The organism is Bifidobacterium aquikefiri (assembly GCF_002259795.1).
Lineage (GTDB): Bacteria > Actinomycetota > Actinomycetes > Actinomycetales > Bifidobacteriaceae > Bombiscardovia > Bombiscardovia aquikefiri.
This window is the reverse complement of sequence record NZ_MWXA01000003.1, coordinates 356,098-374,940: the sequence shown is the minus strand read 5'-3', so window position 1 is coordinate 374,940 and position 18,843 is coordinate 356,098. Positions and strand designations below refer to the sequence as shown.

At 51.5% G+C, this 18,843-nt stretch carries 15 protein-coding genes; 2 read left to right on the top strand and 13 right to left on the bottom strand.

Annotated elements, in window-relative coordinates; genetic code table 11:
- Positions 1–424: 424 nt before the first annotated feature.
- Together BAQU_RS03245 and BAQU_RS03240 are read left to right on the top strand one after the other, a co-directional pair.
- Positions 425–604: a hypothetical protein gene (locus BAQU_RS03245; protein ID WP_094692623.1), complete on the top strand. Its 180-nt coding sequence runs from the start codon at positions 425–427 to the stop codon at positions 602–604.
- Positions 605–739: 135 nt separating this feature from the next.
- Positions 740–1,075: a hypothetical protein gene (locus BAQU_RS03240; protein WP_094692621.1), complete on the top strand. Its 336-nt coding sequence runs from the start codon at positions 740–742 to the stop codon at positions 1,073–1,075.
- 87 nt (positions 1,076–1,162) lie between these two features.
- Here the strand turns inward: BAQU_RS03240 and BAQU_RS03235 are convergent, their stop codons facing one another.
- The 13 genes from BAQU_RS03235 to BAQU_RS03175 all read right to left on the bottom strand — a co-directional run bounded on the left by BAQU_RS03235 (position 1,163) and on the right by BAQU_RS03175 (position 18,715).
- Positions 1,163–2,542, bottom strand: a complete 1,380-nt coding sequence (locus BAQU_RS03235; protein ID WP_211277096.1) for an aspartate aminotransferase family protein — start codon at positions 2,540–2,542, stop codon at positions 1,163–1,165.
- A 47-nt stretch (positions 2,543–2,589) separates the two neighbouring features.
- Positions 2,590–3,705 (bottom strand): phosphotransferase, encoded by a 1,116-nt coding sequence (locus BAQU_RS03230; protein ID WP_094692619.1) that lies wholly within the window; start codon positions 3,703–3,705, stop codon positions 2,590–2,592.
- A 6-nt stretch (positions 3,706–3,711) separates the two neighbouring features.
- Positions 3,712–4,755, bottom strand: coding sequence for a zinc-binding dehydrogenase (locus BAQU_RS03225; protein ID WP_094692617.1), 1,044 nt, complete (start codon positions 4,753–4,755; stop codon positions 3,712–3,714).
- Positions 4,756–4,824: 69 nt separating this feature from the next.
- The gene (locus tag BAQU_RS03220; protein ID WP_094692615.1) at positions 4,825–6,147 is read right to left on the bottom strand and encodes an MFS transporter; all 1,323 of its coding nucleotides are present in this window, start codon (positions 6,145–6,147) and stop codon (positions 4,825–4,827) included.
- A gap of 99 nt (positions 6,148–6,246) precedes the next feature.
- On the bottom strand, positions 6,247–7,890 hold the full coding sequence (locus tag BAQU_RS03215; RefSeq protein WP_094692613.1) for an amidohydrolase: 1,644 nt from the start codon (positions 7,888–7,890) through the stop codon (positions 6,247–6,249).
- 105 nt (positions 7,891–7,995) lie between these two features.
- On the bottom strand, positions 7,996–10,047 hold the full coding sequence (locus BAQU_RS03210) for an amidase family protein (RefSeq protein ID WP_158215626.1): 2,052 nt from the start codon (positions 10,045–10,047) through the stop codon (positions 7,996–7,998).
- 138 nt (positions 10,048–10,185) lie between these two features.
- Entirely contained in the window at positions 10,186–11,751 is a 1,566-nt protein-coding gene (locus BAQU_RS03205) for an ABC transporter substrate-binding protein (RefSeq protein WP_094692610.1), read from the bottom strand.
- Positions 11,752–11,798: 47 nt separating this feature from the next.
- Positions 11,799–12,626: an ATP-binding cassette domain-containing protein gene (locus BAQU_RS03200; protein ID WP_094692608.1), complete on the bottom strand. Its 828-nt coding sequence runs from the start codon at positions 12,624–12,626 to the stop codon at positions 11,799–11,801.
- 76 nt (positions 12,627–12,702) lie between these two features.
- Positions 12,703–13,704 carry an ABC transporter ATP-binding protein gene (locus BAQU_RS03195; RefSeq protein WP_158215625.1) on the bottom strand — a complete coding sequence of 334 codons (1,002 nt, stop codon included), beginning with the start codon at positions 13,702–13,704 and terminating at the stop codon, positions 12,703–12,705.
- A 7-nt stretch (positions 13,705–13,711) separates the two neighbouring features.
- Complete coding sequence (locus tag BAQU_RS03190; RefSeq protein WP_094692606.1) at positions 13,712–14,590, bottom strand: ABC transporter permease; 879 nt, start codon at positions 14,588–14,590, stop codon at positions 13,712–13,714.
- A 2-nt stretch (positions 14,591–14,592) separates the two neighbouring features.
- Positions 14,593–15,543, bottom strand: coding sequence for an ABC transporter permease (locus BAQU_RS03185; RefSeq protein ID WP_094692604.1), 951 nt, complete (start codon positions 15,541–15,543; stop codon positions 14,593–14,595).
- 45 nt (positions 15,544–15,588) lie between these two features.
- On the bottom strand, positions 15,589–16,887 hold the full coding sequence (locus BAQU_RS03180; protein ID WP_211277095.1) for an aspartate aminotransferase family protein: 1,299 nt from the start codon (positions 16,885–16,887) through the stop codon (positions 15,589–15,591).
- 262 nt (positions 16,888–17,149) lie between these two features.
- On the bottom strand, positions 17,150–18,715 hold the full coding sequence (locus BAQU_RS03175) for a helix-turn-helix domain-containing protein (RefSeq protein ID WP_158215624.1): 1,566 nt from the start codon (positions 18,713–18,715) through the stop codon (positions 17,150–17,152).
- Positions 18,716–18,843 lie beyond the last annotated feature (128 nt).

The following is an 18,843-nucleotide window of genomic DNA, read 5'->3' as shown; positions in this document are numbered from 1 at the left end:
GGTATAACGGCACGGCACAAAGTATGTGTGAAACATGCCGTGAGGCGTTCTCCAGGCTGGGGTTTGTGCTGGTTGATAATCCTGTTTGACCTGGGATGCATGAAAGCAACCTGTGTCCGTATTGCGGCACCATCATGCATCGCAACAGAACCACGAGAGCAGGAACGACCCAATGTCGATGCCCGCCATCCCCACCTCCCTTGCTATCCTCACCTCTCTTGTCATCTCGACCGAATGTCATCTCGAGCGAATTACACCTCCCTTGTCATCTCGAGTGAGCGGAGCGAGTCGAGAGATCTCACCCTTGCAAGCATCAACAGCCAAGATCCCTCGACTCGCTCCGCTCACTCGGGATGACGATGGTACATACAGCTTTGACAAGTTCATACGATCGACTCGCTCCGCTCACTCGGAATGACAGCCCTTGGGCTATCAGCAGGTCGGCTATCTGATCGGCCCGCTCCGCTCACTCGGAATGACGGGAGAGGAGCAGGGCATCTACTGGAACGAATTACACGCCAGTACACCAGCAAAGACCAAAAACCCACACTTCTATGCCTATAACCCTGTTCTGATCAAGGAGTTGCTGGCGCCTGATAGCTGAAATGACATCTCCTAGATGAACAAATGAGACTATTCTTATCACGACAGCATGCTCTGCAGCCCTTGGAATGTCCCTATGAGTTTTTACGTATATAAACCCGCAAGGCATGGCGAAACCATTGATAAGGAGTAAGCGATGCCCACGAACGGCAGTCTTCAACCGGTGATTCTGCATGCCTCTGACGATGGGAGTGATGTTGAGCGAGGTTTGCGTCTGGGCAAGTCCATTGAGTCCAATCAGCAATGTTCCGATTCAGTGTTCCTGGTGATCAACCACACGGCCATTACTGCCGCACCGAGCATTCACCGTGAAGACATTCCCGCTGGAGTCGGGGTCTATGCATGTGCAACGGCTCTCAGCACTCATAAGATTGCACAGGAATCGCTTGATCCGGCGATTCACGTTGTTCCGTCGGGAATCGTGTTCATTGCTGAGCAGCAGCGCAATCAGGCTTTCTACATCCGGCTCTAGCAATGGTGCAGGTTCAATGCAATCGCTCTCAGCGCCTGAGCCTGCCTGGCCTATGCTGCCGTGTGCATCACCCAAGCCACACATGCATCACCCAAAATATCCCTCATCGACGAGCGTGGAGCAGGCTTGCATGAAACGATCCACGTCCGCGGAAGAGAACACCAGAGGGGGACGGAGTTTCAGTGTGCTGCCATCGGGACCAGACGATGATATGAGAATGAACATATCACGTAACCTGTTGATAATTGCCCGCGTTGCCTGAGGATCCGAACTGGCTGAATCACTGCTGCCTATATCGATGCCAAGAAACAGGCCAGCATGACGCATGCCGCGAAACCGTGAAGTTCCGCCAAGCAGCTGATGAAGTTGTGCATCGAGCTGCTCACCGATTTGCTGCGCGTGGGCGAGCAGGTGCCGGTCTTCAATCTCGTCGAGTACTGCCTCTGCGGCTCTCATGGATACGGGATTGCCGCCGAAAGTATTGAAATACCGGGTGCACGAGGCAAAGGCCTCGCCTATCTGGTGTTTATAGATGACGGCACCGGTGGGGATTCCATTCGCCATCGGTTTGCCAATTGTGGCAATATCCGCATCTGCATGATGCCGCTGAAAACCCCAGAAGGCTTCTCCTGTGCGGGCGAATCCCGATTGCACTTCGTCCGCGATAAGTATGCCGCCAACACGATGAACAGCCTGAGCAATATGATTCACCCAGCCTGGCGCCCCTGGAAGAATGCCGTCGGAAGAGAAAATCTGATCCAGCAAGACTGCAGATACGCCAAATCCACCATCGTGAAGTTTCTGAAACGCACATGCAAAGCGTTGTTGCAATATGTCGTTGACCTGACTCTCAGGCAGATCACCCGTCAATACATCGGCAATCTCGACGGTTGCAAGAAAAGGCGCCAGCGGCACGCCCGTACCAAAACTTGGAGAGACCGAAGAGACGAGCGACGTAATGCCATGATAGGCATTTGTTGTCACTACTACTCCCTGATGACCCGTAAATACACGAGCCATGCGCAGGGCAAGATCGTTGGATTCCGACCCAGAGTTGGTAAAGTTCACTCGATCCATGGCAGTAGGAAAGTAGCTCAGAATTCGCTCCCCATAGTCAAGAATCTCATCCTGCACATACCTGGAATGCGTGTCTTGAAGGCCCAGTTGATCGTTGACCGCTTCACGTACCCGTGGGTTTGCATGGCCAACGCATGCGACATTGTTATAGCAATCCAGATAATCATTGCCGGATGCGTCGAAGAGATGCGCTGCCTGCCCGCGCACTATATGCACCGGCCGGTCATAGAACAGCGGACCCATGGTTCCCAAGATCCGTTTCCGCCGTTCTATCAGCGCTCGCTCGTCATCACTCAAGGATGCCATGCCCTTGTGGAAATCGAACGCATTGGAAACCTGTTTCTTGCCTTGCACAGCCTGTGATGCCATGCCTGCCGTATCTGCTGTCATAGTTTTTCCTTTCGTATTGCCATCAGCACCGTCACCTCTTACAACCGTTATGGCTGAAGCTGTGCTTCACATTCTCTGTGACCAATATTCTGCACGGTTATCAACCGTCTCAGACGAGTCTCTGGATTTGCGATGTAATGCGAGGCATCCACGCCCGCAAGAGTCTGTGCCAGATACGGAAGAATTACGGCAAGCGCGCTCCTCACCTCAATCAGGATAGGCAGCAGCGAGTAATCTTCATCACTGAGATGCATCAGACTTGTTGATCGTGCGTAACGGCGCTGATCATCGTCATGCGCTGAAAGCTGCCAGGAATACCCTTGAAGTATTCGTCTGCACGGCGCGAGTGCAGTGTCGACACCGGCATGAGTAGCGATGGCATAGCATAGGCATGTCGCCACATCGCAGATCAATGGCATCCTGTGCATGTCGCCAAAATCGATGATTCCCGCAATGACATTCGGCATATTCGAATCCACCATCACATTTCCAGGATGAAAATCACCATGACACATATATTCCGGGAGCCCACACACACGCTTGTGGATGGTCAGATAATCGTCAAGGGCTCGTTCTATTGGCTTCCTCATATGGCTGTCGGAGATTGCAGGAAGTGTGGCCTCACATATCTCCGGGAAAAGCCTCATGTCCCACAGCACTCGACCGAGATGATCCTCACAGGATTGCTGCTTCGCCAAAACCAGCTCAATTCGCGCCAATGCCTGGCCCATATTGAAAAGCAGAAGATCCGAGGCGGGCTCTCTCATATGCGAGAGCACTTCACCAGCAACGAATGAGGTCAACGTCGCATATCGCGTGTGATTCTGCCGTTCCATCGCGGATACCAGAGCATCTGATCTGTTTGCGAAGATCCGGGTGACGGGCAGCGATGAATCGAGCTCTTCGAAACTACGAATTGCTTGCGCACGCATGAGCACCGCCTCACGGCTCTCTGACGGATGCTCAATCTTCAATATCCATTTCGGCCTTGTCGACTGGGCAACGCTCACGCTGAATGTGTCGTCCCGCTCGGTCATGATGCGTCGCAGCGTGATATTGCTCAGCCTATATTGATCTTTCAGGAAAATGAGAGCATCATGCTCGCTGATTCTTTCATGCGGTTCGCAGAGTGCTCTATATCCTTCATATGATTCTATGCCCATATGCCATCAGCCGACCTTGATCAGGGGTTTGATCGTGCGACGATTATCCATGTCCTCGTATGCCGTGGCGATGTCTTTCAATCGGTATTCCTTGGTATAGACCAGTCCTGGATTGATTGACTTGTCGAGAATCTGTGGCAACAGCCTGGCGATGTAATGATGCGCTGGCGACATGCCGCCGGTAACCGTTATGTTGTTGTAGAACAGACTTTTCACATCGATGTCAACTCCATGTGGCAAGCCGACGTAGCTCACCGATCCTCCTGGAGCGCACATCGAGATCGCCGTGGAGAATGACTGCGCAGAGCCGACGCATTCAAGCACTTCATCAGGCATATGGCCCGATGTCAGTGTTTCAACCGCCTTCACTGCATCGTCGCCACGAGCGGAAATCACTTCATCGGCTCCACATGCCTTGGCAAGAAGATGTCGGTCCTCATGGCTGCTCCCGGCATTGATAATGTGTGAGGCACCAAGTAATCGCGCCGCCATGATCGCGCAGAGTCCTACAGCCCCGTCTCCCACCACAACAACGGTATCGCCACTGCGGATTCTGGAGCATGTGGCTGCGTGATATCCGGTGGTAAACACATCGCTGAGTGTCAACAGGCTTGCAATGATGCCCTCGTCCGGACGACTCCCATCAGGCAGTGCCTTAACCAGGGTGTCATCGGCATAAGGGACGCATGCCGCCTCGCCCTGACCGGCATCGACGCTCTCCCTGCCCCAGAAGCCTCCATGAATGCAGCTGGTTTCTAAGCCTTTCTGGCAATAGCGGCATACGCCATCGCTATAGCGAAAGGGAACGATGACCCAATCGCCAGGTTTGACGGAAGATACCTCTGATCCCACTTCACGGACGGTGCCAACGAATTCATGACCTATCCTGCTGGGTGCAGATGCTCCCTGACCTCGATATGTCCACAGATCTGAACCACACACACCTGCATACTCGATGTCAACCACGGCATCGGAACATTTGGCTATTGCGGCATCTGGAACTTCCTCCAGCTCGACCCGGCGTTCCCCTTTATATACGGTTGCTTTCATTGGACTTCACCTTTCAATTTCAGATTGCGCAACACTATTCACACATCAAGTCACACTTCAATTCACACTTCAATGCCGGAGCTCAGCCGAGCTGATCCGAAGACTGCGTTCTCGCAATCGAGCGAGCACCTTGGGCAGCATGACGCTGAATCCGATAAGACCAATGATCCACATTGGATACTGCACCAGTACCGCAACTCGCATTGACTGACTCGTATACAGTCTTGGGCTGTTTGCTCCCTGCCAATCCAACAGTTGTCCAACTCCAAGGAGCACAAGTCCCGAGGAGAGGAAACCTCCGATGTTGGCAAGGGCGGTTGCAGTTCCCAGATCCTTCGGCAGACAGCCCTCTCGAGCAAAGTCAAAAGCGACACTTGAGGCTGCCATGCCGCTCGAAATGGAAAACAGCAGGGCAATCATCACCGCTGTGGGATGAGGTCCAGCCGTGGCAAGCAGTATCGTCCAGCACAGCATCTGCGCACCTACCGTGACATAGACCAACATGATTCTGCCGTGAATCGGATGCGCACTGGAAAAGCGTCCGAACATGAGTGCCCAGATAACGCACATCGCAGTTCCAGATGCAAGGTAGGCACTCGCCTGAGCATGCGAATAGTGCTCGACGGCAAGAAGGAATGGGAAGCCCCAGAGTTGATTCATCATCGTATTGGAAAACCATGTGATGCTATGCACCCAAAACCCACATATGGTTCCAGGAAGCCGTGCGACCGAGCGCAGATTGCGCAGGACATCTGCCCAGTTCAATCCCGTCGTTCTCAGTTTCTGCGCCATTGCACGCGATTCTCGTTCATGCGGACTTTCGCGCAATAGCGAGATCACACAGAACGCTATAAGAATGCCAATGGCGGAGAGCGAGAGGAATGCGGTCTGCCAATGTGCCATTTTCATGACCCAGACGAAAGGGTAGACCGATATAATCTGGCCGAGATTGCCAATTTGTCCGGTCAACTGATTCAACAAGGGCAACTTGCGCATGGGAAACCAGGCTGCGAGCAGCCTGATAACAGAAATGAATATGCAAGCATCACCAATGCCAACGGCGGCGCGAGCGAACACAGCCATCCAGGTTGCCGTTGCAAGGGCCATGATCCCTTGCCCGACTGACATCAGCAGGCAGCCGGCGGCAATCATTCGTTTTGGGCCAAATCTGTCAAGCATTATGCCGGCAGGAATTTGTACAATCGCGTAGACGAAAAGCTGCAGATACACGAATGAAGACAATGCTGCACTGCTGATGTTGAAATACAGCGCGGCCTGGATGCCAGTGGCAGAAAGTGAGGACCGGCATGTGGCAGCAAAGACATAGCCTGACATGGCAAGTATCCACATGGCATAGGCCACGATTTCGCCGCTACGCCTCGCAGCACTCATACGAACACCCCAATTCCTGACGAGTTCTGGCTCAGTTGCATCCGCTTCACTTGTTCATCCTGATGGCCAAGCGAACATGAGCGGCACGCTGTGTCTGCCTCACATCCGTGAATATCGAGTCACACCGTTGATGATTGTCTGGAGCACACCGATCTTGTGAAGCTCATCGGCTGGCACATCATGGGGATCATGATCGAGCACAGAGAAATCAGCGAATTTGCCGGCGCTGATACTGCCAAGAACATGCTCCTTATGCGACGCATATGCGCTTCCATAGGTATATGCGCTCAGCGCCTGATCAACTGAGAGCTTCTCGCTCTCACCAAGGACAAAGCCATGGGCGGTTGTTCGCGTCACCATGCCTTCAATCGAAACCATGGGAGCAACTGGTGCACACGGGGCATCGGTGCTGCCCGGAATGATTGCTCCCCGACTCACAAAGGCACCCATCCGGTATGCTCTTCGCGCTCGCTCCTCCCCCAATAGCTCGACATACGCATCGCCATTGTTCTTGATGAAGCTTCCCTGTGGATTGGCGATGACTCCATCCCGGACGATGCGGTCAACCATTGCGTCATCCGCAATCCCGCAATGCTCGAGCCGGTGACGGACATCCTTTCTTGGATAAAGATTCTGGGCATGCTCGAACGCATCCAAGGCCAGATTCACGGCTCTGTCTCCAATTGCGTGAACTGCCACACGCCATCCCTGGCGGTGCAGTTGCGCAACGTGATGTTTGAACTCCTCTGGATCCCAGCTGAGCACACCATAGTTGTCCGAGTACCCCAGATATGGTTCACTCAAGTATGCCGAGAGACTGTTGAAAGCACCGTCAAGAATGACCTTTGCCGGCCCGATGTCAAGCATGCCGCCTTCGAAGCCGGTACGGATACCGAGGTCAAGGCCGAAACCCTCCGTAATGTCTCCAGTAAGCTCTCCAAGATCATGGAATGAACTGTAATACGGCATGAGAGTGCCACGCTGCTGGATGAGGCCGCGATCATAGGCAGCTTGGAATAGTCCAGCATCATCGGGTGTCTGGCCGATGCCTTCCCAGTGGGGATCGGTGCCTGTTCCCCCATCGGTAAAACTGGTAATGCCCAACGCCAGCGTGTAGTCTGCCGCAAGACGGAGCTGATGCAGCAAAATCTCTTCTGAGACCCGGTTGGCCACACCGGTGACCATGAAGCAGAATTTATCTTTGACCAGGCCGGTGATCCTCCCCTTTTCTCGAATGACGAGATCCGTGTCTTCGATATCTTCAGGATGTTCATATCCAGCACGCCTGAATGCCTCACTGTTGATTACCGCTGCATGGTTCGAAAGATGCAGGATGAGCACGGGATGACCATGCGATATCTGGTCAAGCCGTGCAATGTCGGGGAATGCACCCAGCGAGAACTGGTCAAAACCCCAGCCAAGCACCCACTGCCCTTCCGGAGCTTGAATGCATGCAGACTCAACCTTGGCATAAAGCTCATCCATGGTTGATATCGTTTGCTTGCGTAAATCCACCTGATTCAGATTTGCGCCCAATAATGAGAAATGCAGATGCACATCGTTAAAGCCCGGGCACACATATTTTCCTTGTAAATCAACACGTTCTTTGGCACTCACACCTTCAAGTTCATCATCAATGGCAACGATTTTCCCATGATGCACCCCTATCGCCGTAGCATAGGGATGCTTGGGATCCATGGTCTGAACATGTGCATTCTCAAATATGGTGTCTATGGCAAACATTGTCTATTCCCCTCTGTGTGGCGGCACCATGCAAATTACCGCCACCCATCTCGATCATTCGGTTCCGTATTGCTGAAAATTCATCAGCGCGCTTCTTGCCAAGGCTCACAGCAACGACCCCTCACCATGGCTTGGCGCAGGATTGTCGCACACACGAATGTCGGCGCCCAAACTTCGGTCCAAGCTCGAATACAGTGCGATCACGGCAATTTTTCTGGCATCAAACACCGCTGCGAGCGAGAGTGATCCATGCCAGGAATCATCACGCGACCATTCGTGCATGAGTACGCCATTGATGAAGATTCGGCAGGAATACCGCCTATCGGGGTCGAGCATGCGCACACCATAGTCAATTGAACCATTGCCAATCGTGACTTCAAGAGTTGCATGAAGCGCCCCAGCATCAACCTGCTCGACATGCGGCTGTGCCGAGCCATCGTTCAGGGGAATTCTGCCAGCGGCGGGAAGTGGTGGGGTGCGTCTCGGAGATACCCGCAACGATGTGGCCTTTTCAAATTCGTAGGCACACGATAACAGCAGCTGATCACTTCCCGACGGTCCCATAAAGGTCAGTCCCGCAGGAATGCCTGTATCGGACATCACACCCATCGTTGTCGTCACCGTCGGTATCCCCAGATGACGGATGAATCTATTGCCGTTGGAAAACCATGTTCCATCCTGCCAGGCCTCGACGTTGTCAACATCGTCCACATCACAATCGGCCTTGGCAACATTGCTGTTCGTTGGAAAAATAAGCACATCCAGGTTTTCGGCGCGCATCCATGCTTCAAGATGGCGCTTTCGTATGGTTTCAAGGCCTCGAAGACCCTGTTTGAGTTCAGGGGTCTGCTCCGAGGGAAGCATCGCCCCTGAACGCATGTATTCATATGCCTGCCGGTAGAAGCCATAGCGCCAGTGTTTCGTCTGTGCCACGGAGTTGAAGGGGTTGGGGAATATGTCGTCGGGGTCAACATCCTGCAGACTGGTGATGCCGCTCATGCTAAAGGATGTAATGAACTCTTCAAGAACCGATGCATTGAGCTGGAGCCATTCGTGATCCATCCAATCGTGAGGAATGAGTCCTTCATCGGCAAAAGTCTTGAGGTTTCTCGGTGCAATCTCATAGGCGTCGCGCAAAGGCAATGATGTCCATCTGACATGAGCGCCCAGTTGCTGCAGGGATTGAATCGACTGCATGAGCAACGCATTGATGCTTGGCCGGGTGTAGACCGAGGGAATCACACCCCCGATGCGTCCTGCATATTCATTGACGACACCGATGTTAAGCCCGGAAAGAACGTCTGCTCCCTTCACTCGATCGAAGCCAAGGTCTTGAACGCGTGCGGCATCATCAAGTCGAACACATGACTGCCTTCTCCACAGATCCCCCCTGGTGTCTTCATCAGCCTGTGTCAGCGTTGGCAACAGCTCAAGAAGATCATCGACATTGCGAGTATGCGGCACTACTTCATCCTTCGTGGCATGCAGCACCCAATTGCCACGCAGCGAGATGACACCTCTCGTAGGAGTATATGCCACGACACCATTGTTGGCTGCCGGCGAACGCCCGGAAGAAACGGTTTCCTCCCCCATGCCGAAGGCGGCAAAACTTGCCGCGGTCGACACTACCGAACCATGCGAGGAACCCGAATACCATGCTGCCGGCAAATATTCGCCATTATATGGACTTTCAGACCTTCCATATATTCCACGTTGCACTCCTCCAGCTGCCATGGGTGGCATATTGGTTCGCCCGAGCAAAATCGCGCCGGCCTTGCGCAGTGCAGCAACAGAAAAACTGTCTTCATTGGCCACAACATGCGCAAAGGCCGGTGATCCGGCTGCCATCGTCATGCCTTTGGCCATATAACTGTCTTTCACCGTATACGGAATGCCATGCAAGGGTCCCTGGACATCGCCATGGTCACGTTGCGAATCCTTCACCATGGCCTCATGCAAGGCAGTGGCTGCAATGATTGGGGTTGAATTGAGCTGGATACCATTGACATCGTAAAAAAACAGCCTATTCAAATAATTCACCACAAGCTCTGTGGAAGTGATGCGACCAGATGCCAGCATGGATTTCATCTCGCCTATGCTCAACTCACATACGTCTCGTTGAGATTCACCACTCGCGGAATTTGCCATCGAATGCATAGCCTCACTCTTTCGGATTGCAGACGTGTTGAAGATACGAAAATTACAGTGATACATGGAAATCTTATGGATACGTAGCAGCCACGCCACAGTTTCAACCGTCAAGGCGTGGCTGCCTCTCATTCCTTTTTCAAGAAACTATTCGCTCAACTGCAGGTTGTAATACACCGGCCCCTGCATTCCTGAGGAATATCCATTGAGTTTCGTGGATACGGCACTGATCTGCTGATACTTGCTCACGATGATGTTCGGAACGTAGGTGTAGAACCAATCCTGAAGCTTATCGTATCCAGCTTTCTGGGCAGTCTCAGTGGTGGCGGCATTGATGCTGTCAGCAATCTCTTTGAATTCTGGATCAGTATTCCATCCAGCTCCCGAAGCCTGGAAGAATGAGTAACTGATTGGGTTCGCAGAGTAGCTGTAGCTGGAAATCAGCATGTCCCAGGAGCCTGGTTGGAACATCTTTTGCAGCACGCTCGCCCAATCCAGAACCTGGATGTTGGTTTTGATGCCCACCGCATTCAGCTCATTTTGAATCTCCATACTTTCGTCATACATATATGGATAATCCTTGGTGGTCAGGAAAGTGATGGTCTGACCGTTATATCCTGATTCCTTGATGAGCTTCTTGGCCGCTGCCGCGTCTGGGTCATTGTATTTATCCAGACTTGAGTCCGAACGAAGAGGGCTGTTCTTTGGCATCAGACCGCCATCGTTCGTATACAGATCCGAGTTTTGATGACCAGCCTTCGCAATTTTCGACATGTTCAGCGCAGCCAGGATTGCCTGACGCAACTTGGTGTTGTCCTTGAACAGACCTTCTTGCTTGTTGAAGATAAGGGTCTCAAGCATCTCGTCCTTCTCGACCTTCAAACTTGAGTTGGCCTTTGCCTGAGCATACTGGGAATCGGCCAGAGAATAGCCAATCTGATACTGACCGCTCAAGGTACCTGAAAGTCGGGTTGTGCCATCGGTCACGAAGTCAAATTCGAGTTTGTCGGCGTGCGCAACACGTTTGCCCGTGTATCCATTGGTGGCACCCGTTGGAGAAGAGTAGTCGGCAAACTTCTTGAGCACTATCTTGTTATCTTTGTCCCATGAACTGAACTCGTAGGGACCTGTGCCGACATATTCGGTCACACCTGTCGAGGTTGCCTTGTCGATCACGGATTTTGGCATGATTGCGGCGATGCGTCCTGTATCGGCCATCAGATACAGGCCGGTTGATACTGGTTTTGGAGATGTGATGACAACCGTATCGGCATCGGGTGAGGTGACCGTCGAACCGGTGAAGAATGTGCTGCCAATCTGGGAAAGCTTGATCCAGCGCTGCATGGATGCTACAACATCAGAAGCCTTCATCGTTTCACCATTGTGGAATTTCACCCCTGATCGAAGTGTGAAGGTGAAGGTCTTGAAATCAGAACTGACCTTGTAACTCTTTGCAAGCAATGGACCAACGGATCCGTCCTGCTTGAGAGTGACCAGCGATTCATACATGCTGCGCATGGTGTCTCGAGCAACGTAGGCACCCGTGATCATTGGATCCAGGCTGGTTACCGTTGCGTTGAGGGCAATATGGATTGTTCCTCCATCAACCCCCTTGCTGGACGATGAAGCGCTGCTGGAACCGCAGGCCGTAAGGCTGAACAGCACGGCCACAGAAGCTCCTATGGCCATTATTTTCTTTCCTAAGGCGTTCATAATTTCCTCTCTTTGTTATTGGATGGTTTTCAGTGGCAAGAATGTAGTCAAAACGCCAATTGGCGGTGTTCAGGATTGGGAATCGGAATACTTGACAGCAGATTCTGCGTGTAGTCGGTTTGCGGATGGTCGAATATCTCATCCACGGTTCCTTCCTCCACGAGCTCGCCCTTTCGCAATACTCCGACGCGATCCGCAATAAATCGAACAACGCTCAGATCATGGGTGATGAAGAGATAGCTCAGGGAGAATTCCTGTTTCAAATCCTGCAAAAGATTCAGAACCTGAGCCTGTACCGAGACATCGAGAGCAGAGACCGATTCGTCAAGGATCAGGATTTTCGGACGAACTACCAACGCTCGGGCAATATTCACACGTTGAAGCTGACCACCCGAGAATTGGTGCGGATAACGATTGATCATCCCGCTGGAAAGGCCAACTCGCTCAATCATGTCCACCACTGCATCGAGTCGCTCAGAATGGTTCTTCCCGATTTTTTGAATCTCAAGGGCTTCAAGAACTGCATGTTCTATGGTTTTACGAGGATTGAGCGAAGAGAATGGATCCTGCAACACCATCTGTATGTTGCCTCTGATCTTTTGGCGCAGAAGGTGGTCGGAAAAATCCGTATAATTCTCATCGTTGAATACGACCGTACCGGAAGTTGGTCTTTCCAAGGCGCAGATTATTCTTCCCGTCGTGCTTTTTCCACTGCCCGACTCACCAACCAAGGCGTATGTCTGGTTGGCGAATAACTGCAAGGAAACATTGTTCACCGCACGCATCACGGTCTGTGCGCGGCTCGTAAAACCGCGTCTTACAAAATCCTTGGTAATGCTGTTGACCTGGAGTATAGCCTTACGTTGCCCTATCACATTGCCACCTTCCCGCTTTGTCCGTCACCGTTCGTGAAACACTTGTTTTCCACATCTCTCTGTTGCATCAAGCCCTCTATTCCTTGGCAGTGAAGGCGGCGTGATCCATGACATTGCCATGGGGTGATAGATCGCTGCCAGACTGCTTGAGAAAATCAGATACGGTTTTCAGACGTTTGGGTCGCAATCCTTCCATTGGCGGTATCGCCGCCAGCAAACCTTGCGTATAAGGGTTACGAGGATGCGCAAAGATATCAGACACGGGCGCGGATTCCATAATGCGACCCTGATACATGACCTCTACCCGGTCGCACATTTGAGCCACAACGCCCATATCATGAGTGATGAGAACAATGCTCATGTCTCTCGTTTTGCGTAGGTCACGAAGCACCTTGAGCAGCTGCATCTGAATGGTCACATCCAGAGCGGTTGTGGGTTCATCGGCAATCAGAAGCTTGGGATGATTGATCAATGCCATACCGATCATGACTCGTTGCAGCATCCCACCAGAAAATTGATAAGGATATTGCTTCATCCAGGATTCAGGATTGTCTGAGCCTGCATCGTGCAAGGCTTCGATGCAGCTACTCTCCACTTCGTTTTTGCTGAGTGAAGGCTGGTGAGTACGTACAGTCTCTCTGAGCTGTTGCCCTATGGTCAGCAGCGGGTTGAGGCTGGACATGGGGTTTTGGAAGATGAATCCTATATCGCCACCACGCAATGTTCGTAATTGCTTCTGCCCCAATGAAAATATGTCATGACCTTCAAAGGTTATAGCGCCTTCGTACCGGGTCGTTCTCCGTTCGTGCAAGCGCAGGATCGAAAAAGCAGTAACGCTTTTTCCACACCCTGACTCACCAACGATGCCGAGAATCTCACCTTTGCCGACCGCGAAGCTCACTCCATGCACTATTCTGGTCCACTGATGACGGGAGTTGCTGAAATCCACCTTGAGATTGTTCACCTTCAAGAGCGCACGAGCATCATGCTCAATATTCTCAACGGTCTTTGAAGTTTCAGCTGATTCCAAAATCTGTGTTGAAGCGGGGAGCGACCGCTCTTGTTGACTGTCGTTCATTGTGACTTCACCTCCTACTTTTCGGATCGAATACTTCGCGCAGCCCATCGCCCAACATGTTGATGACGAACACCGTAAAAGCCAGGGCCAGGCCGGGAAATACCGTCATCCACCATGCCGAGTAGATATAGGTTCTGCTGTCGTAGAGCATGTTGCCCCAGCTCGCTTGAGGCTGAGGAATGCCGGCACCGATGAAACTCATCGCAGCTTCAACAAGAATCGCGTCTGCACAGACGAAGGTGACCTCAACGATCCATGCCCCAATGACATTCAGAGCAATGTTTCTCCATAAGATTCGAAAACTTCCGGCACCAAGATTCGTCAGAACCTGCACATAGTTTTCATTCATATTGCTCAGCGTGGCTGAACGAACTATTCGTGCAACCATAGGAATAAAGACGATGGATAACGATAGGATGACGCTTCTCATGCTCTGTCCAAAGGCACCGATGAAGACAATGGCAAACAGAATCGCTGGAAAGGCCATCAATCCATCGCAGACACGCATCAGCAGATATCCAAGTTTGGAATAATAGGCTGAATAGAGTCCCACTATAAATCCAATGATTCCAGCTATTGCAGCGGCAGAGATACCGACAGTCAGTGACGCCTTGCCTCCAAGAAGCACTCTGGTGAAGGTGTCTCTGCCAACATTGTCCGTCCCCATCGGATGCCGGGCACTGGGAGCAAGCAACATGTTGGCTGTGTTTGTAGTAGTCCCGTCCATGTGGCCCAGCCACGGTATGAGTATGCAGGCAAGCGCGATCACCAACAGAAGAACTCCACCGATGAGGGTGCTTGGCGAAGTTCTCAGCACGCTCCACTTGGAAGAAAGCTTGCTGAATTTCGATGGTGTCGCATTGGCAACAACATTGACTTCGGCCATAATCAGAACGACCTTTCTCGTATTCTTGGGTCAACGACGGCATAGAGAACATCGGTGATGAGATTGACGATGATGAAGACCAAGGCGACAAAAATCATGATTCCCTGAATCATCTGGTAATCGCGTCGAAGAATTGAGTTGACCACCAATTGACCAATGCCTGGAACATCAAACACGGTCTCAACGACTATGGCACCAGCTATCAGTTCGCCGAAGGACTGACCAATGATGGTGAGAATCGGAATCGAGGAATTCTTGAATGCGTGGACCCAAAGCTGCCGTGAACGTGTCAGACCTTTCGCGGATGCAGTTCTCATATAGTCACTGCCCAATGCGTCAATCATGGATGATCGAGTCATACGCGAGATTATCGCTATCTGTAATGTTGCCACAGAAACTCCAGGAAGAATCAAATGACTGAAATACCCGGCAAAATCCTCGTTGGGATCAACAAAACCACTTGCTGGAAGCAGCTTGAGCTGCAACACGAACACAATCATCAGCAGCAACCCGGCCAAAAAGCTTGGCAGCGATGTGGTGAGCGTGGCAAAAGCCAACACGATTTTATCGGCTATTCTTCGATGTTTGTCAGCTGCCAGCACTCCCAGCGGAATCGCCACGACGAGCGAGATGGCCTCGCCAAACAAGGCAACAGACAATGTTGGAAAAATATGGGACAGAATCGTTGGCGTCACTTGCTCACCAAGAATATAGGAATACCCGAGATTGCCATGAAAAATGTTGATCATCCACTGCCACAGCTGAATGGGCAGACTCTGGTTCAGCCCCATCTGTTGCCTGATTGCCTCAACCTGTGCCTGCGTGGCATCATTTCCAGCAACGACTCGTGCTGGATCGCCGCCACTGAGATGAGATAAAACAAACGCAATTATGCCGACGATGAATAACACAGGTATTGCGGAAAGCAGTCGTTTCCCAACATATCTACCCATATATCACTCCCTCGCTACTGGACTACGATGAACTTGCGAACAGCCTCAGATTGAGGCAAGTACGTCCTCAAAAACCATGAGTCCCTCATTAATGTCATCAATCGTGGAGTTCAACGGAGCCGCGAATCTCACCGCATCATGGTCTGCACCGCAACCCAACAGAAGAAGCCCTTTTTCCAAGGCTTGTTGAGACACCGCGTGGAAGACCTCGGCACCGCTCATGCCGTCTTTCGAACCGAATTCGATCGCCAGCATCATGCCGACACCGCGAACATCGGCGATCCATGGGAATTTCTTCTGCAATTCGAACAGCTTCGACTTGAAGTACTCTCCCATTTGCGCAGCGTGTTCCACGATGTTGTGCTCTTCGAACTCATCGAGCACAGCCAGACCTGCAGCACCTGCAACAGGATTACCCCCAAAGGTTCCACCATGCATTCCTGGACGCCAGGTGTTCATTATTTTCTCGGTGGAGATCACTGCGCTCATGGGGAAGCCACCGGCAATGGCCTTGCCAACGGTCATGATGTCTGGAACAACTCCTGAGTGCATGCTCGCAAACATCTTGCCCGTGCGCCCATAACCGGATTGGATCTCGTCAAAGACGAGCATGATTCCATGCTTGGTGCAGATGTCGCGCAGCCCCTTCAGGAAACTCGGATCAGGAACCACATAGCCACCTTCACCCTGAACCGGTTCCACATAGATGCATGCGACTTCATCGGGCGAAACACAATATTTGAAGAGTCGTTCAATTTCGCCAAGGCACCAATCGGCACGCTGTTTCGCATCATAGCCAGCTGGGCATAAATCCTTGGAAGGATATGGCGTGAAATATACACCGCCCATCAATGGCTCAATCCCCTTGCGGTAGAAGGAGTTCGAGGCGGTGATGCTGATAGCTCCAACGGTGCGCCCATGGAATGAACCTTTGAACGCTATCACTGCAGGACGTTTGGTGACGACACGAGCCAGTTTAATGGCGCCATCAGTTGCCTCCGCGCCGCCATTGGCAAACAGCATCGAGTTAAGGTCACCAGGCGTGAATTGAGAAATTCTCTTCGCCAGCTTCAATGTCGTCGGATAATTCACCACATTGAATGAGGCAGTTATCAGCTTATCGATCTGAGCCTTTGCTGCCGCGACAACCCTTGGATGTGCATGGCCGAGTGCATTCACTGCTATGCCCTGCACCCAATCGATATATCGTTTGCCCTTCACATCGGTCAGATACATTCCCTTACCGGACTCAGCGACCAAGGTTGTTGCCTTCGAAAGTGCTGGGCTGAGAAATTGTTCATAGTCTTCAAATGTGATTGTTGAATCATCGTGTTCGTTGGACATATGAATATGCTTCTTCCTGAATATGTAATGAATGGATGTCTGTAAGAGGCATTGTTCATGAGAGCGCAAGAAGTAACAATGGATAATTCAGCACATAAGTGCCAGGAATTGGATATTGTGTCCTATTCAGACTCATGTAACACAAAAACGAAATGCGATGAAGGTTGCGTATTTTAGCTGAGATTACGGCTATTGCAGGTTCAGCAAACACGTAGGCGTTGCTGTGGCGCAACATTATGTGCACTTCTGAACCAATATGAAGTTAACGTGATGTTGACATATCTTCGTCACGCATGAATGAGCATGCGATCCAAACTTTCACGCGCGCTGACTCATTCGTGAAATCAAGGCCAAGCAATGATTCCAGCTTACTCATCCGATTCTCCACGGTATGGCGGTGAACAGCGAGTCTTTTGGCGGCTGCTCCCACATTGAATGCAGTGTAGAGCAGCTCCCTGAGCGTGCGCATCAGCTGGTTCTTCTCATTCTTCGGCAGACTCCTCACCAAAGCGAACAGTTCAGATGAATACGCAGCAGCGATTTCAGGACTCACCAGCTCATGCGGAGAAAGGTCAATTATCGAATCATGACTGCCTATTCTTCGCATGCACAAATCTTTCAGTGCCAGCTCGAAAACATCTGGGGCATTCGAAAAGTCATTGATTGTGGCAGTGCCGGAGAGAATCCGCTCTGAATCGGCCAACAACGTACGAATGCGTTCGCTCTGGTGAGCAGGAGCAAGAATCCAGTAATAGTCTTGGAATTGCCCGAAAAGCGCTCCGTCGTCGGCTATGTCGTCACACATGCGGGACGTGAAATCGCTCTCCGTCGATTGCGGGTCTATGCAGAACAAGGTCATGGGGAACGATATGGCATTCGCATGAAGCTCTTTGAATAGCGACGATGCAAGATCCACATTGCCACTAGCCAACTGTTCAACAGCGAGATTGCCAAAGCGCATTCTTCTTTTGCGCTCTTCGATCCGCGACGGCAAGCTCCAGGCAAGCGCATCGGCAGCGGAGATGCCGACTGCTCGAGCTATGTTGCTATCGCCATTACCCTGCGAAGATACGATGATTGTTCCCAACCTGCGTTTTCCATCTTCAACAATGCAGAGATAATATCGGTTTCTTCCCTTGGATATGCAGAAACACGTCTTTGCACTGTTGCAGCGTTGTTCCTCCTGCTGAACCATCAGCAGGGAAAGATGTGTGGCCTGCTGAGATTTGCTTGCATCGGAAATCGAAATGATGCTTCCCTTGAGATTAACAAAGGCAGCCCATCCATTTGCCCTTTTTGCACTTTCCCTGACGACTGACTCAATGACATTCTCATTATCAGTTGCACGGAACAGATCGCGTTGAACGTTGTACATGACGCGCTGAATGCCTTCGCTTTCTTCAGCCTGCCTATGCAGCACAGTCTTGACGATTTCAGAAAAATTCACGTCTTCAGGTACTTCGAAGAGCATGATATGGTATTCCATCGCCGCTTGAAGCATGGCCTTGGGAATCGTCGGATGCTTCATCTTGATGCCGAAACCGATGGCGAGAACTCCAGCATGGGCGAGCGTGGCCATATACTGCAGCCACAGTGTCTCATATGCCTGCTGAACATCGTTTACATCGGCAGCGAGGCCGAGTTTGCGCAAATCACGTTTCAGCAGGGAGATATCGTTGGCATTCTGCATGCTCTCCAAAGGAAAGTTCGTTGAACAGGTAAGCAGAATTTCGCCTTGTTCGGCGTAATCGGCAGCGTTGATCACATCAGTCGGATGTACCCATATAATCCCCTGCTCCATGGCATTGTTCCCACCATCATATGCCAATGTTAAGTGTAATTCTGGTACATCAAGTAGTTGCCTGCAAGTAAATACCATGACTCTATGGTTGCCACAATCGATAACCATTTGGTTGCCGGAACGTTAAAGGCAGATTATATCTTTTCCGCTGGCAG

Coding starts and splice junctions, on each gene's coding strand:
- BAQU_RS03240 (WP_094692621.1), top strand. CDS start 740: ATGCCCACGAACGGCAGTCTTCAACCGGTGATTCTGCATGCCTCTGAC.
- BAQU_RS03235 (WP_211277096.1), bottom strand. CDS start 2,542: ATGACAGCAGATACGGCAGGCATGGCATCACAGGCTGTGCAAGGCAAG.
- BAQU_RS03230 (WP_094692619.1), bottom strand. CDS start 3,705: ATGGGCATAGAATCATATGAAGGATATAGAGCACTCTGCGAACCGCAT.
- BAQU_RS03225 (WP_094692617.1), bottom strand. CDS start 4,755: ATGAAAGCAACCGTATATAAAGGGGAACGCCGGGTCGAGCTGGAGGAA.
- BAQU_RS03220 (WP_094692615.1), bottom strand. CDS start 6,147: ATGAGTGCTGCGAGGCGTAGCGGCGAAATCGTGGCCTATGCCATGTGG.
- BAQU_RS03215 (WP_094692613.1), bottom strand. CDS start 7,890: ATGTTTGCCATAGACACCATATTTGAGAATGCACATGTTCAGACCATG.
- BAQU_RS03210 (WP_158215626.1), bottom strand. CDS start 10,047: ATGCATTCGATGGCAAATTCCGCGAGTGGTGAATCTCAACGAGACGTA.
- BAQU_RS03205 (WP_094692610.1), bottom strand. CDS start 11,751: ATGAACGCCTTAGGAAAGAAAATAATGGCCATAGGAGCTTCTGTGGCC.
- BAQU_RS03195 (WP_158215625.1), bottom strand. CDS start 13,704: ATGAACGACAGTCAACAAGAGCGGTCGCTCCCCGCTTCAACACAGATT.
- BAQU_RS03190 (WP_094692606.1), bottom strand. CDS start 14,590: ATGGCCGAAGTCAATGTTGTTGCCAATGCGACACCATCGAAATTCAGC.
- BAQU_RS03185 (WP_094692604.1), bottom strand. CDS start 15,543: ATGGGTAGATATGTTGGGAAACGACTGCTTTCCGCAATACCTGTGTTA.
- BAQU_RS03180 (WP_211277095.1), bottom strand. CDS start 16,887: ATGTCCAACGAACACGATGATTCAACAATCACATTTGAAGACTATGAA.